The sequence below is a fragment of the Paraburkholderia sp. GAS38 genome (assembly GCF_050434965.1).
GTDB classification, from domain to species: domain Bacteria; phylum Pseudomonadota; class Gammaproteobacteria; order Burkholderiales; family Burkholderiaceae; genus Paraburkholderia; species Paraburkholderia phenazinium_A.
On record NZ_JBNDJO010000010.1, the window covers coordinates 224,559 to 238,825 of the forward strand.

15 protein-coding genes are annotated in these 14,267 nt (G+C 63.8%); 6 read left to right on the plus strand and 9 right to left on the minus strand.

Annotated elements, in window-relative coordinates:
* Window positions 1-4: 4 nt before the first annotated feature.
* The 5 genes from P3T42_RS23335 (at window position 5) to P3T42_RS23355 (ending at window position 4,656) form a co-directional block, all read left to right on the plus strand.
* Window positions 5-775, plus strand: a complete 771-nt coding sequence (locus P3T42_RS23335) for an ABC transporter substrate-binding protein (RefSeq protein ID WP_429307366.1) — start codon at window positions 5-7, stop codon at window positions 773-775.
* A 226-nt stretch (window positions 776-1,001) separates the two neighbouring features.
* Window positions 1,002-1,952 carry a branched-chain amino acid ABC transporter permease gene (locus P3T42_RS23340; RefSeq protein ID WP_074300567.1) on the plus strand — a complete coding sequence of 317 codons (951 nt, stop codon included), beginning with the start codon at window positions 1,002-1,004 and terminating at the stop codon, window positions 1,950-1,952.
* Window positions 1,953-1,974: 22 nt separating this feature from the next.
* Entirely contained in the window at window positions 1,975-3,144 is a 1,170-nt protein-coding gene (locus P3T42_RS23345) for an ABC transporter permease subunit (protein WP_074300566.1), read from the plus strand.
* A gap of 19 nt (window positions 3,145-3,163) precedes the next feature.
* Window positions 3,164-3,940, plus strand: a complete 777-nt coding sequence (locus P3T42_RS23350) for an ABC transporter ATP-binding protein (protein ID WP_074300565.1) — start codon at window positions 3,164-3,166, stop codon at window positions 3,938-3,940.
* Window positions 3,940-4,656 carry an ABC transporter ATP-binding protein gene (locus P3T42_RS23355; protein ID WP_074300564.1) on the plus strand — a complete coding sequence of 239 codons (717 nt, stop codon included), beginning with the start codon at window positions 3,940-3,942 and terminating at the stop codon, window positions 4,654-4,656. The genes P3T42_RS23350 and P3T42_RS23355 overlap by 1 nt, the downstream gene beginning before the upstream one ends.
* Before the next feature lie 60 nt (window positions 4,657-4,716).
* On the opposite strand, the gene P3T42_RS23360 is transcribed toward P3T42_RS23355, so the two are convergent.
* From P3T42_RS23360 to P3T42_RS23370, 3 genes are all read right to left on the minus strand, one after another.
* Entirely contained in the window at window positions 4,717-5,199 is a 483-nt protein-coding gene (locus P3T42_RS23360; protein WP_429307416.1) for a GNAT family acetyltransferase, read from the minus strand.
* Window positions 5,200-5,221: 22 nt separating this feature from the next.
* Window positions 5,222-6,406: an acetylornithine transaminase gene (locus tag P3T42_RS23365; protein ID WP_429307367.1), complete on the minus strand. Its 1,185-nt coding sequence runs from the start codon at window positions 6,404-6,406 to the stop codon at window positions 5,222-5,224.
* A 320-nt stretch (window positions 6,407-6,726) separates the two neighbouring features.
* Window positions 6,727-7,758, minus strand: a complete 1,032-nt coding sequence (locus P3T42_RS23370) for a CDP-6-deoxy-delta-3,4-glucoseen reductase (protein WP_074300562.1) — start codon at window positions 7,756-7,758, stop codon at window positions 6,727-6,729.
* A gap of 67 nt (window positions 7,759-7,825) precedes the next feature.
* Between P3T42_RS23370 and P3T42_RS23375 the strand changes: the two genes are divergently transcribed.
* Window positions 7,826-8,869 (plus strand): NAD-dependent epimerase/dehydratase family protein, encoded by a 1,044-nt coding sequence (locus P3T42_RS23375; protein ID WP_074300561.1) that lies wholly within the window; start codon window positions 7,826-7,828, stop codon window positions 8,867-8,869.
* Here P3T42_RS23375 and P3T42_RS23380 read toward each other — a convergent pair.
* The 6 genes from P3T42_RS23380 to P3T42_RS23405 form a co-directional block, all read right to left on the minus strand.
* Window positions 8,862-9,050 (minus strand): hypothetical protein, encoded by a 189-nt coding sequence (locus tag P3T42_RS23380; RefSeq protein WP_074300560.1) that lies wholly within the window; start codon window positions 9,048-9,050, stop codon window positions 8,862-8,864. The genes P3T42_RS23375 and P3T42_RS23380 overlap by 8 nt on opposite strands.
* 166 nt (window positions 9,051-9,216) lie before the next feature.
* Complete coding sequence (locus tag P3T42_RS23385) at window positions 9,217-9,921, minus strand: pseudouridine synthase (RefSeq protein WP_429307368.1); 705 nt, start codon at window positions 9,919-9,921, stop codon at window positions 9,217-9,219.
* 149 nt (window positions 9,922-10,070) lie between these two features.
* The gene (locus P3T42_RS23390) at window positions 10,071-10,895 is read right to left on the minus strand and encodes a quaternary amine ABC transporter ATP-binding protein (protein WP_074300558.1); all 825 of its coding nucleotides are present in this window, start codon (window positions 10,893-10,895) and stop codon (window positions 10,071-10,073) included.
* Between the two features lie 36 nt (window positions 10,896-10,931).
* Window positions 10,932-11,918 (minus strand): ABC transporter permease, encoded by a 987-nt coding sequence (locus tag P3T42_RS23395; RefSeq protein ID WP_429307369.1) that lies wholly within the window; start codon window positions 11,916-11,918, stop codon window positions 10,932-10,934.
* Between the two features lie 85 nt (window positions 11,919-12,003).
* A complete protein-coding gene (locus P3T42_RS23400) occupies window positions 12,004-13,044 on the minus strand; it encodes an ABC transporter substrate-binding protein (protein ID WP_429307370.1) in 1,041 nt (346 codons plus the stop codon).
* A 41-nt stretch (window positions 13,045-13,085) separates the two neighbouring features.
* Complete coding sequence (locus tag P3T42_RS23405) at window positions 13,086-14,225, minus strand: mandelate racemase/muconate lactonizing enzyme family protein (protein ID WP_429307371.1); 1,140 nt, start codon at window positions 14,223-14,225, stop codon at window positions 13,086-13,088.
* Window positions 14,226-14,267: the final 42 nt, after the last annotated feature.

Genomic DNA, 14,267 nt, shown 5'->3' on the forward strand with positions numbered 1-14,267 from the left:
CTTAATGCGAGTCAAGTTTGCTTACGCCGTGTCCGCTCCGGCCGCGGTAGAGATGCTGACCGCGTGCAGCAAGAAGAGCGATGTCGAGGCGGGCACGGGCGCAACGAGCGCCATCGCCGGTCATGCGGCCCCATTAATGGGAAGGATTGCCTATCCAGGCAAACACAACGAAAACGGGACGCGATTGGCGGTTGAGGAAATCAGCATCGAGCGGCGGGCGAGCGGCAGCCAGCGCGTCCCGTTAGCAAATGACGAGGTCCCGGAGATCCGGGCCATTCTCACCATGATCAAGCGTGTTCAGCCGGACGTAGGCCAGTCCGGCGGAATGAACACGACGGACGGGGCGCATGCGAAGCAGGCGGCCACGTCCGGTATCGGGGCACAAATCCTTGGCGGCGACGGCGTGTATACCGCCAAGGTGGGGGAGCTGGCGGAATCCGCCATGCGCAACCCGGTCTGTTCGAAGGCGGGTGTTGTGCTTTCGATGCGGAACCCGGGAGCGGACTTCAAGCAGCAGGCCGAAGATCGTTCCCACACGCCGGTGCAGATTGACGCGCCGTTCGCGCATGACGCTTTGTGCGTGATCGTCGATGCAATGAAGCGCGCCAACTCAATCGACGCGCCCAAGGTGCTGGCTGCGATGCCGTCCACCGGTTACAACGGGGTAACCGGCCACATCGCATTCGACCACAAGGGTGATTTGAAAGAAGGCGCCATTACGCTTTACGACTTCAAGGACAGCGAAGCAGCGGTCCTCGACGCCGTAGAGATGTAATGACGGTAGTACAGCCTGACGGCACCTGGCCCACCCATTGGTGTCGTTTTTGCATCCGGTGCCGACGAAGCGGCGACTGCATCCCGGTCGCATGACGAGTTGGCGGCGGATAACCCTTACCGGTCTTTTACATCAGTACCCGCAGTGCCGTTGCGATTCCGTACAACATGACCGCCCACCGGTCGATGCAGACGCGAATCCAGTCGCACGGGCTAAGGAGCATTAAATGGATATCTTCATCCAGCAGATCCTCAACGGACTGGTGCTTGGCAGCGTTTACGCCATCATCGCACTGGGCTATACGATGGTTTACGGCATCTTGGGCATCATCAACTTCGCGCACGGCGATGTGTTGATGGTGGGCGCGATGGTTGCGCTCTCAGCCATAGGCGTGCTTCAGAACCACTTTCCGGGGCTAGGCAATGTGCCGACGCTCATCATCGCGTTGATCATCGCAGCGGTCGTCTGCTCGGTGGTCGGCTATACGATCGAGCGCGTGGCCTACCGGCCGTTGCGCCGTGCGCCGCGTCTCGCGCCGCTGATCACCGCCATCGGCGTGTCGATCCTGCTGCAGACGCTCGCGATGATGATCTGGTCGCGCAATCCGCTGCCGTTCCCGCAACTGCTGCCTACCGATCCGCTCAACGTGATCAAGGCCGGCCCCAACAATCCGGGCGCCGTGATCTCGATGACTGAAATCGTCATCATCGTGGTCGCGTTCCTCGTGATGGGCGGGCTGCTGCTGCTCGTGCACAAGACGAAGCTCGGTCGCGCCATGCGTGCGATTGCCGAGAATCCGAACGTCGCGAGCCTGATGGGCGTGAATCCGAACTTCGTGATCTCCGCCACCTTCATGATCGGCTCGGCGCTCGCTGCGCTGGCCGGCGTCATGATCGCCTCGGAATACGGCAACGCGCACTTCTACATGGGCTTCATCCCCGGTCTGAAGGCCTTTACCGCGGCTGTGCTGGGCGGCATCGGCAATCTCGGCGGCGCCATGGTCGGCGGTGTCGTGCTTGGCCTGATCGAACAGTTGGGTGCGGGCTACATCGGCAACCTGACGGGTGGCGTGTTCGGCAGTAACTACCAGGACGTGTTCGCATTCATCGTGCTGATCGTCGTGCTGGTGTTCCGTCCGTCGGGCCTGCTTGGCGAACGTGTCGCAGATCGCGCCTGACCTGGGCTAAGGAGCAAATAACATGACCTCAATTCAACCGATCGAGCCGTCCACGACGCTCATCCCTGAAAAGAACATGACGAAGACCCTGACGGTCGGCGTCATCACCGCGATCTTCGTCATCGCCGCACCGATGATCATCGGCGCAGTCGGCGGCAACTACTGGGTGCGCGTGCTCGACTTCGCGATGCTGTACGTGATGCTGGCACTGGGCCTGAACGTGGTGGTCGGCTTCGCCGGCCTGCTGGACCTGGGCTACATCGCGTTCTACGCGATCGGCGCCTACACGACGGCCCTGCTGTCGTCGCCGCACCTGACGACCCAGTTCGCCTGGATCGCGCATCTGTTCCCGGGCGGCCTGCATACGCCGTTCTGGATCATCGTGCCGATCGCCATGGCGCTCGCGGCGATGTTCGGCGTGCTGCTCGGCGCTCCGACGCTGCGTCTGCGCGGCGACTACCTCGCCATCGTGACGTTGGGCTTCGGGGAAATCGTGCGGATCTTCATGAACAACCTCGACCGTCCGGTGAACATCACCAACGGGCCGCAGGGGATCACGGGGATCGACCCGGTGCAGGTCGGCGGCTTCAGTCTCGCGCAGACCCATACGTTCCTCGGCTTCCAGTTCACGACGGTGTACATGTATTACTACCTGTTCGTGCTGTGTGCCTTGCTGGTGATCTGGGTGTGTACGCGTCTGCAGCACTCGCGGATCGGCCGTGCATGGGCCGCGATTCGTGAAGACGAAATCGCCGCCAAGGCGATGGGCATCAACACCCGTAACGTGAAGCTGCTGGCGTTTGCGATGGGCGCATCGTTCGGCGGCCTGTCGGGCGCGATGTTCGGCGGCTTCCAGGGCTTCGTGTCGCCGGAATCGTTCACCTTCTGGGAATCGGTCGTGGTGCTGGCCTGCGTGGTGCTGGGCGGTATGGGCCACATCCCGGGCGTGATTCTCGGTGCGGTGCTGCTCGCGGTGTTTCCGGAATTCCTGCGCTCGACGATGGGGCCGCTGCAGAACATGATCTTCGGCCATGAAATTGTCGATACCGAAGTGATCCGTCAGTTGCTGTACGGTCTCGCGATGGTTCTCATCATGCTGTACCGCTCGGAAGGCCTGTGGCCGGCACCGAAGCACGAGGACAAGATTGCGAAAATCGCGAAGCGCAACAGCAAGAAGCCGGTGCGCGCCTAAGGCCTGGAGGAGAAATCTAATGAGCGACAATCAAATCCGCCTGTCCGTCAAGGGCGTGAACAAGCGTTTCGGCGGCCTGCAGGCACTGTCCGATGTGGGCCTGGAAATCAAGGCCGGTGAGATCTACGGTCTGATCGGTCCGAACGGCGCCGGCAAGACCACGTTCTTCAATGTGATCACGGGGTTGTACACGCCGGACTCCGGCGACTTCAGGCTCAACGGCGAGACCTACACGCCGACCGCGGTGTACCAGGTTGCGAAGGCCGGCATTGCCCGTACGTTCCAGAACATCCGTCTGTTCGGCGGCATGACCGCGCTGGAAAACGTGATGGTGGGCCGTCACGTGCGCACGAAGCATGGCCTGATCGGCGCCGTATTCCAGACGCCGTCGGAGCGCAAGGAAGAGCGCGAGATCAAGGAACGCGCGCTGGAGTTGCTGGAGTACGTCGGCGTGCTGCAATACGCGGACTATACCTCGCGCAACCTGTCGTATGGTCACCAGCGTCGTCTGGAAATCGCTCGTGCGCTGGCTACAGATCCGAAGCTGCTGGCGCTGGACGAACCGGCCGCCGGCATGAACGCGACGGAGAAGGTCGAACTCACCAAGCTGCTCGACAAGATCCGCAGCGACGGCAAGACGATCCTGCTGATCGAGCACGACGTGAAACTGGTGATGGGCCTGTGCAACAACATGACAGTGCTCGATTACGGCAAGGTGATTGCCCAGGGTCTGCCGCAAGACGTGCAGAAGGACCCGAAGGTGATTGAGGCATATCTGGGTGCGGGGGTCCACTGATGGCTACGGCAATGTTGAAAATCAAGGGCCTGCAGGTCAATTACGGCGGTATTCAGGCCGTCAAGGGTATCGACCTGGAAGTGGCGCAGGGCGAACTGGTCACGCTGATCGGCGCGAACGGCGCAGGCAAGACCACGACCATGAAGGCGATTACCGGCCTGAAGGCGTACGCGGCGGGCGACATCGAGTACATGGGCGAGTCGATCAAGGGCCTGCCCGCGCACGAGCTGCTCAAGCGCGGTCTGGCGATGGTGCCGGAAGGCCGTGGCATCTTCTCGCGCATGTCGATTGTCGAGAACATGCAGATGGGCGCGTATCTGCGTAACGACACGGACGCCATCAAGGCGGACGTGGATCGCATGTTCGGCTTCTTCCCGCGTCTGAAGGAACGCGCTTCGCAGTACGCGGGCACGTTGTCGGGCGGCGAGCAGCAGATGCTGGCGATGGCGCGCGCAATCATCAGCAAGCCTAAGCTGTTGTTGCTCGACGAGCCGTCGATGGGCCTGTCGCCGATCATGGTCGAGAAGATCTTCGAAGTGGTGCGGGCGATCTCGGCCGAAGGCATGACCGTGCTGCTGGTCGAGCAGAACGCGCGTCTGGCGTTGCAGGCGGCCAATCGCGGCTACGTGATGGACTCGGGTCTGGTGACGATGTCCGGCGACGCGAAGCAGATGCTGGATGATCCGAAGGTTCGGGCTGCTTATCTGGGTGAGTAAGCCTCGCTGACCTGCTAAGGAAAAAAGGCCGCATGCGTCGTTCGATGCATGCGGCCTTTGTCATTTCAGACACATGACGTCCGGCGCGGCGTCGGCGAATTCCCCCAGCCGCTTGCCCATACTGATCACAGCATCTGCGCGATATCCGAGCGCTTCATAAAACCCGCGAATATCTTCCTTCGCCGAGAGCACCTGCAGATTCACCTTCGGGCAGCCGCGCGCGGTCAGCGCCGCCTCCGCATGTGCGACCAGCCGCGTGCCGATGCCGAGCCGCCGCCGCGTCGTGTCCACCGCGAGCGAGTACATCCAGCCTCGGTGCCCGTCATAGCCCGCCATCACCGTGCCGACCAGCTGTCCCTCGAACTCGGCGACGAAGAACAGTTCCGGCTGCGTGGTCATCTTGTTGGCGATCGACAGATGCGGATTGCGCTGCGGCCGTGTGAGGTCCCGGTACTCGGGGAACGCCTCTTGCCACAGCGCGACCACGGCATCGGTGTCGCGGGCTTCGAAGCAGCGGATCGAGAGCGGTGCGGTCGTCGTCATCGTCATATGCGCTCCGGGCGGATTACAGGGTGTCGAGAATCGACCGCAGCATGGCCATCATCTGGTCGATTTCTTCGTTCGTCACGTTCAGCGCCGGCATGAAGCGCAGCAGGTTGGGGCGCGCCGCGTTCAGCAGCAAGCCGTCCGGCTGCATGTTGCGAGCCTTTTCGACGATCTGGTTGCCGATGTCCTTGCCGAGCAGCAGCGCGCGCAGCAACCCTTCGCCACGTTCGCCCTCGAAACCGCGTTCTTCGGATAGCTCCAGCAGCTTCGCGCGCAGATACTCGCCGCGCGCCCGCACGCCTTCGAGGAAGCCCGGCGCGGTCAGTTGCGAGATCACCGAGTAACCCACCGCCGTCATCAGCGGGTTGCCGTTATAGGTGCCGCCCTGATCGCCGGCTTCGAACACTTCGACCGCGGCCTTGCACAGCAGCGCCGCCAACGGCACACCGCCGCCGATGCCCTTGCCGAGCGTCATGATGTCAGGCTCGATACCCGACAGCTCATACGCGAACAGCGTGCCTGCACGGCCGCAACCGCTTTGCACTTCGTCGACGATCAACAGGAGGTTGTGCTTCTGCGTCAGCGCGCGCAGTTGCTGCATGAACTCACGCGTCGCGGGGATCACGCCGCCTTCGCCCTGGATCGGTTCGAGCATCACGGCGACGGTCTTGCCGCTGATGAGCCTCTCGACCGAGGCGATGTCGTTCAGGTCGGCCTTCGGGAAGCCCGGCACTTGCGGCGCGTAGATGGTGTCCCAGCCGGGCTTGCCGCTTGCCGACATGGTGGCGAGCGTGCGGCCGTGGAAGCTGTGGTCGAACGTGATGATCTCGAAAGCGCCGTCCTTATGCTTCTTGCCCCACTTGCGCGCGAGCTTGATGGCGCCTTCGTTGGCTTCGGCGCCGCTGTTCGCGAAGAACACCTTGTCGAAGCAGCTATGCTGCGTGAGCAGGCCCGCGAGCTGCGCCATCGGCGCGTTGTAGAAGGCCGGCGACGGATTGATCAGCAGTTGCGCCTGCTTGTTCAGCGCGTCGATCATGCCTTCGTTGCAATGCCCGAGGCTGTTGACGGCCCACCCCTGGATGAAATCGAGGTATCGCTTGCCGGTGTTGTCGTAGATCCACGAACCCTTGCCGTGCGTGAAAACGATCTCGGGCCGGTTGGTGATGTACATCAGCGACTCGACGGGGTACTCATTGAAATTCATGGCGGCAGGCTCCGGGCGTTGCAGGGGTGAAGGATCGGAAAAGGAAACGGCAAAAACAAAAAAGCCACGGCATGCCGTGGCTTTCGTGATTCGAACAACATGCGCCTGATCGGCGCGAATCCGTGACAAAGCCGGCGGCGTCCCTAAGGGAGCAGCGAGCGGCGACGTCGAAGTTCGGACTGGATGCGGTTCATGGGCGAAAGAATACGACAACGCGAGCGCCGGTGTAAACCATGAATTTCGTCGGCGGCGGATTTTTGGGGTCCGCCGCGTGGGCTTTCAGAGCTTACGGTGGCGCGCTTCATGGCTTCACCGGCGAGTTAGACCGGATTGGCGAGATCCGCTGCGCTCGTGAAGGAATCCGCATAGAACTCGTCTTCCGGCAGGCCGTGGTGCTGCGTGAAATCGCGCTGCGCCGATTCGACCATCACCGGTGCGCCGCAGGCGTACACCTGATAACCCGACAAGTCTGGCAGGTCTTCGATGACGCTACGATGAACAAAGCCGGTACGGCCGGTCCAGGCGTCGCTCGGGTCCGGCTCGGACAGCACGGGCACGAACTTGAAGTTCGGGATCTCGCGCGCCCATTGCTCGGCGAGCTCCAGCAGGTACAGGTCTTTCTTGCGGCGCGCGCCCCAGTAGAGGGTCATGGGCCGCTCGAGATTCTTGAACGCCGCGTGTTCGACGATCGCCTTCAGCGGCGCGAAGCCGGTGCCGGAGGCGAGCAGCACGATCGGCTTGTCCGAATCTTCGCGCAGGAAGAAGGTGCCGAGCGGCGCTTCGAAGCGCAGGATGTCGCGCTCTTTCATGGTGTTGAAGACGTGATCGGTGAATGCGCCGCCGGGCATATGGCGGATGTGCAGTTCGATCGGGCCTTCGACGTGCGGCGCATTCGCCATCGAATAGCTGCGGCGCTTGCCGTCCTTCAGGATGAATTCGAGGTACTGGCCGGCGAGATATTGCAGACGCTCGTTGGCGGGCAACTGCAGCTTCAGCACGACGACGTCGTCGGCCTTGCGTTCGATGGCGTTCACGCGGCACGGCAGCTTCTTGACCTGCACATCGCCGACGCCGGCCACTTCGCGGATGTCGATCTCGAGATCGGTGCATGGCGTCGCGCAGCAGAAGAGCGCCATGCCGCGGGTCTTTTCGTCGTTCGACAGCGCCGACGACGAGTGCTGGCGCTGTTCGACTTCACCACTCAGCACGGTGCCCTTGCAGGAGCCGCAGGCGCCGTTCTTGCAGCCGTACGGTAAGCCGATGCCCTGGCGGAGGGCGGCGGTCAGGACCGGTTCATCGGGTTCTACTTGAAACTGCCGGCCGCTTTGCCGGAGGGTTACATTAAATGCCATAGCGTGTTCGAGTTCGAAGAGTCGGTAATCGGTGCGAGCCGTCCTTGACGGCTACAATGCGTCCACCATGAAAGCCATACGAAACTTGCGCCGGCCGCGCGTGCTCATTGTGGGCTGCGGCGATGTCGGCATGCGTTGCGTCGAACTGCTGCGGCCGCGCGCGCGCCTGTTTGCGCTGACAAGCCAGCCTGCCCGGTGCGCCGAATTGCGCGCGGCGGGCGTGACGCCGATTGTCGGCGACCTCGATGCGCGCAGCAGCCTGAAGCGGCTCGCGGGCCTCGCGCCGCGCGTGCTGCATCTGGCGCCGCCACAAAAGACCGGTGACGACGACCGCCGCACACGCGGGTTGCTCGCGGCCCTGAGCGCACGCCGCATCCGTCCGGCACGCGGTGCGGTTGCGCCGGTCGCACGGTTGCGCCGCCTGCGCGCTGCATGGATGGAACGGGAAACAGCCGATATTGTACCCGACGGGGTAGGCCGCCCTGCCGCTAGGCGCCCGCCCGTGCGTATGGTTTACGCCAGCACGACGGGGGTTTACGGCGACTGCGGCGGGGCGCTGATCGACGAAACGCGTACGGTCCGCCCGGCCAATCCGCGCGCGATGCGGCGGGTCTCGGCCGAACGGCAATTGCGGCGCGCCACCGCGCGCGGCGCCGTGCAGGCGAGCATCGCGCGGATTCCCGGCATCTATGCGGGCAACCGCTTGCCGCTCGCGCGGCTCGAAAAGCGCACCCCCGCGCTGATCGATGCGGACGACGTCTATACCAGCCATATCCACGCCGACGACCTCGCCGCGATTCTGGTGCGCATGATGCGGCTCGGGCGGCGCGGGCGGGTGGTCCACGCGTCGGACGATACGACGCTGAAAATGGGCGAGTACTTCGATGCGGTGGCCGACGCGTACGGCCTCGAACGTGCCCCGCGTATCACGCGGGCGCAAGCGGAGGCGCAACTTGAACCGATGATGATGTCGTTCATGCGCGAATCGCGGCGGCTCGTGAACGAGCGGATGAAGCGCGAACTGCGCGTGCGTCTGCGCTATCCGACGGTAGCGGATTTCCTGCGCAGCGCGCAGGGTGACGCGACACCCGCCTCAAGCGATCTCAGGTGAGCGCGGGCAGCGCTTCCAGCAGCAGGAAGCACAGGACCGCACCGACCAGCGCGCCGATCAGGCTCGGATGATACTTGTGGCGCACACGCATGACGAACAGCAGCGCACCCACCAGGACCACAGCAAGGCTGATAAACCCAATGATCGCGGCCGGGATCTCGAACGAATTGTTGATGATCATGGCGCCCCTCCCTGAACCTTTGTAGTCATTCTTTAATCGAGTATAGAGCGACTTGTCAGGAAGGGCATGCTGCGTCGCAGCGCAAACGGAGCGGCGACGCCGGCCTGGGTGGGGCGGTGCACACAGGACGCTCGACGCCACGGGGCCGCGCGGCCCGCTTACCGGTTTACCCGCTCCGTAAAGATCCGAGGTCGGTTTCGTCGAGCCACTGCCATGCGCCTTCGGCCAGGGTGGCAGGCAAGCTCAAGCCGCCGATCCGCTCGCGGTGCAGCGCCTCCACGCGGTTGCCTGCCGCCGCGACCATGCGCTTGACCTGATGGTATTTGCCTTCGAGCACGGTGAGTTCGAGCGTGTGCTCGCTGCGTGCCTGTGCCGCGACGGCGGCGATCGGTTTCGGCTCGCCATGCAGCAGCACGCCCTCGCGCAGGGCGCCGAGTTGCGCATCGTCGAGCGGATGGCGGGTGGTCGCCACGTAGACCTTCGGCACCTTGCGCTTCGGCGAGGTGAACGCATGGACGAACTTGCCGTCGTCGGAGAGCAGCAGGAGGCCGGTCGTATCCTGATCGAGCCGCCCGACGCACTGCACGCCGCGCGCCGCAAACTGTGGCGGCAGCAGGTTGAACACGCTCAGATGATGCTGCGGCTCGCGCGAGCATTCGTAGCCGGCGGGTTTGTTGAGCAGCAGATAGGCGTGTTCGCGGTACGGCCACGTGATGCCGTCGACGGCGAAGTTGAGCGCCTCGGTCGGCACCTCGGCATCGGGGTCGGCGTGGAGCGCGCCGTCGATCGTCACGCGGCCGTCGGCGATCAGCGCGCGGCATTGACGTCGTGAACCGAAACCCTGGGTAAAGAGAACGCTTTCGAGATTCATGGGGAACGAGAGAACGGCAGGGCGAAATGCAGACGACGGACCGTGGTCCGCAATCTGTCACTTCGCGTGCATTCTACCCGGCGCCGAGCGGGTGCCGTACGCACATAGACGCACGGTCTGCCACGGGTTCCTCGTTTGATCCGACTGCTTCAATGCGGTACGCCCGCGCGCCGCTCCACGAAACGCCGCACATAATCGTCGGCGGGACGCGTGAGAATCTCGTCCGGCGTACCTTCCTGCACCAGCGTGCCGTCTCTCAGGATCGCGATGCGGTTGCCGATGCGCAGCGCCTCATCCAGATCGTGCGTGATGAACACGATGGTCTTGTTCAGCGTCGCCTGCAACTGCAGCAACTGGTCCTGCATTTCCGTGCGGATCAGCGGATCGAGCGCGGAAAACGCTTCGTCCATCAGCAGCACGTCGGTATCGGCGGCGAGCGCGCGGGCGAGGCCCACGCGCTGGCGCATGCCGCCGGACAGCTCGTCCGGATAGTGCTCGCCGTAGCCGTTCAGACCCACCTTGCCGAGCCACGTGCGCGCCTTCTCGTTCGCTTCGGCCTTGCCTTCGCCGCGCGTGCGCAGGGCGTACGCGGTGTTGTCGAGCACGGTCTGGTGCGGCAGCAGTCCGAAGTTCTGGAACACCATGCTGACCTTGTAGCGGCGCAGTTCTCGCAGGCCCTGCGGGTTCAGCCTGATGACGTCCGAACCGTCGATCACGATTTCGCCCGCGGTCGGCTCGATCAGCCGGTTGAAGTGGCGCACGAGCGTGGACTTGCCGGAACCCGAGAGGCCCATGATCACGTAAATCTCGCCCGAACCGATGTTCAGGCTCACGTCGTTCAGTCCGACGTTGCAGCCGGTTTGCGCGAGCACGTCGGCCTTGCCCTTGCCGCTTTTGAGCAGGTCGAGCACGCGTGCGTGACCGGTCTCGGGGCCGAACAGCTTGTAGACGTGTCTGACTTCTATCGCTGCCATGTCATTCTCCTGAGCGCTTCTCTGCTTTCCTGACGATTACTTCGCCGCGCGGGTTTCAAGCCCGCCCTGAGCGGCATGAGCCTCGCTGTTGGCCTCATCCGCCCCGGCTTCGGTAGCCGCGACCTTGTACGGCACGCGCGACACCGCCTTCGCCTTCCTGCGCAACGCCAGCAGACGCCGCGTACGACGATCCTGTCCATACCCCTGGCTGATCCGGTCGATCACAATCGCCAGGATCACGATCGCAATGCCCGCCTGCGTGCCCTTGCCGACATCGAGCGTCTGAATCCCCGCCAGCACGTCCTCACCGAGCCCACGTGCGCCGATCATCGAGGCGATCACCACCATCGACAGCGCCATCATCGTGGTCTGGTTGATGCCGGCCATGATGCTGGGGCGCGCGAGCGGCAACTGCACGTTGACCAGCAACTGCCAGCGCGTCGTACCGAATGCGCGCGCGGCTTCGACCACGTCTGCATCCACATGACGGATGCCGAGATCGGTCAAACGGATCAGCGGCGGCAGCGCATAGATGATGGTGGCGAGAATCGCGGGCACCTTGCCGAGGCCGAACAGCATCAGCACGGGGATCAGGTACACGAAGCTCGGCAGCGTCTGCATGATGTCGAGCACCGGCAGCAGGATGCGCCGCAGCCATGCGCTGCGCGAGGTGAAGATACCGAGCGGCACGCCGAGCGCGACGGAGAGCACGGTGGCCACCAGCATCAGCGCGAGCGTCTCCATCAGCTTGTCCCACAGACCGAAGCAGCCGATCGCGTAAAGCAGCAGGACGAAGAAGCCGGCGATACCGAGCCGCCGCGTCGCATTCCACGTAATCGCGCCTACGGCAAGCAGGATCAGCCACGGCGGCGTCGCGCGCAGCGCGCCTTCGAGCGGCACCAGCAGATAGCGCAGCAGCGCGATGCTGAAGTTATGAAAGCTGTCGCCGTACTGGGTGACGAACGACTGAACCGCGTCGTTGACCCAGTCGGCAATCGACAGGTGCAGGAAAAACGAATGCATGATCAAACCTCCGATGCGCCTGAACGGATGGCATGCAGCGCCATCCGTTCAGCCCAAGCCCAAAGCGTCGCGACGTCGTCGCAGATCAGGCGCCTGCGAGCGAGGCCTGGATCTTCGACGCGACGTCGTTCGAAACCCACGGTTTCCACATTTCCGGATGATCGTGGAGGAACTGTTTGGCCATCGTCTGACCGTCGATCTTCTTGCTGGTCATCTCGAGAATGGTCTTGTTCAGGAAGTCCATCGAGAAGGTCACTTTCGCGTAAGCGGCCATCAGGTCAGGCTCGGCCTGATAGAACGGCGTCGAGACGCCGACCTTCAGGTGCGAGACCAGATACGACGACGCGCATTGCGACGTGCTGTTGTCGGCACGCAGCGTCTCCCAGCACTTCTGGTCGAACGGCGGCATCTTCAGTTGCACGAACTTGTACTTTGCCATCAACGCAGCCGGTTCCCAGTAATAGAACAGGATCGGCTTGCCGCGCTGATAGGCGGACGCGATGGCGGCGTCGAGCGCGGCGCCGGTGCCTGGACGGAAATTCGTGTAGCTGTCGTCGAGCTTGAGCACTTTCAGGAGGCGCGTGTTGACGCGTTCGCAATCCCAGCCGGCCGGGCAGTTGAGGAAACGTCCCTTGCCGGGTTCTTCGTCGTCCTCAAAGAGATCCTTGTATTTCGGCAGATCGGCCACCGATGCCAGGTTCGGTGCGAGCGGCTTGATGCCGCGCGCCGGGTCGCCCTTGACGACGTATTCCGGCACGAACCAGCCTTCGTTGGTGCCGCCGGGCAGCGTGTCGCCGATCAGCTTGACCTGGCCGGCCGCGACGCCTTTGGCGATGATCTCCGAGCGGCCTGTCCACTGTTCGCCCCAGACCTGCAGATCGTCGCGCGCGAGTGCCGTTTCGGTGGCGGCGGTGCTGCCCGGCACGGTGTCGGTCTTGCAGCCGTAGCCCTTCTCGGCGATATAGCGCAGTACTTCCGAGGTGAACGAACCGCTTTCCCACGTCACGCCGGCAAAGTGCACGGTCTTGCCGCTCGAGCACCAGGTGCCGGCATGGGCGGCGGCCGGAAATAAGGCACCGGCGGCCAGCGCGACGCAAGCGGCGCGCATCCAGGGTTTGATTTGCATGGTCTGTCTCCGTCTTTTTCGTGTGGGCCTCTTGCGAGGCGTCAGGCGTAAGTACTGCGTGAACTTTGCGTTGCGGCGAGCACGTCTTCGTCGAGCGTCAGACCGAGGCCCGGTTCGTCGGAGAGCGTGAGCCAGCCTTCGCCGTCGACGTCGATCGGCCGCGTCAACATGAAGTCGCGCCGCTCGATCGACCATTCCGGCGGGTCGTATGGGAACTCGATGAAGGGCGCCGACGCGGCGCCCGCCGTCAGATGCAGGTTGGCCGCGAGGCCGATGCCGTTGCCCCAGGTGTGCGGGGTGAACACCTTGCCGCGCGCTTCGACCGCCTGCGCGAGCTTGCGCAGGCCTTCCATGCCGAGCGAGCAGGCCACGTCGGGCTGAAACACGTCGAGGCAGTCGTGCGCGAGCAACTGATCGAACTCATAGCGCTCGCGGGTCATTTCGCCACCGGCGATGCGCAGCGTGGTGGCGCGGCGCAGCGCGGCGTAGCCCTCGTAGTCGCCGCGGTGCAGCGGCTCTTCCATCCAGTAGACGTCCTGCTTTTCCAGTTCGCGGGCCACTTCGAGGGCCTCGCTCACCGTCCACGGCGCAGCCGTGTCCCACGGCATGCGCCAGCCCTGGTTGCAGTCCACCATCAGTTCGAGCCGGCTGCCTACCGCGTCGCGCACGGCGGCGAGGGCGGTGAAATCGTCCGCGAGACTCGGGCGGCCGAAGCGGATCTTCAGCGCCGGGAAGCCGCGTGACGCGACGTGCAGCGCCATTTTCGCCATCTCGTCCGGATGCCGGTGCACGCCGCTCGATGCATACGCGCGAATCCGGTTGCTGCGGCCGCCCATCATCTTCCAGCAGGGTTCGCCGCGAATCTTGCCGGCCAGATCCCACAGCGCGATATCGAGCGGCCACGGGCGGCCGGCGTGAAAGCCGATGTTGTCGAGGACGGCGCTATGGCGCGCGAGGTCGAGCGGATCGGTACCGACGAACAGGTGCTGGTAATCGGCGAAGCCGTACATCGCATCGCCCGAGCCGATGCCGACATGACCCGCATCGTCATGGACGCGCACGATCGTGGCGGGAAATTTGCGGCGCGGCTGGCTATCCCACGAGGCCGGGAACGGCGGGTTGAGTTCGAGCTGGTGATGCGTGATGTCGATCCGGCTGATACGAGGTGTCTCACGGCTCATGGGGCGCTCCTGGGTGGATGCCGCAGTGCCGCATCGAGGCGG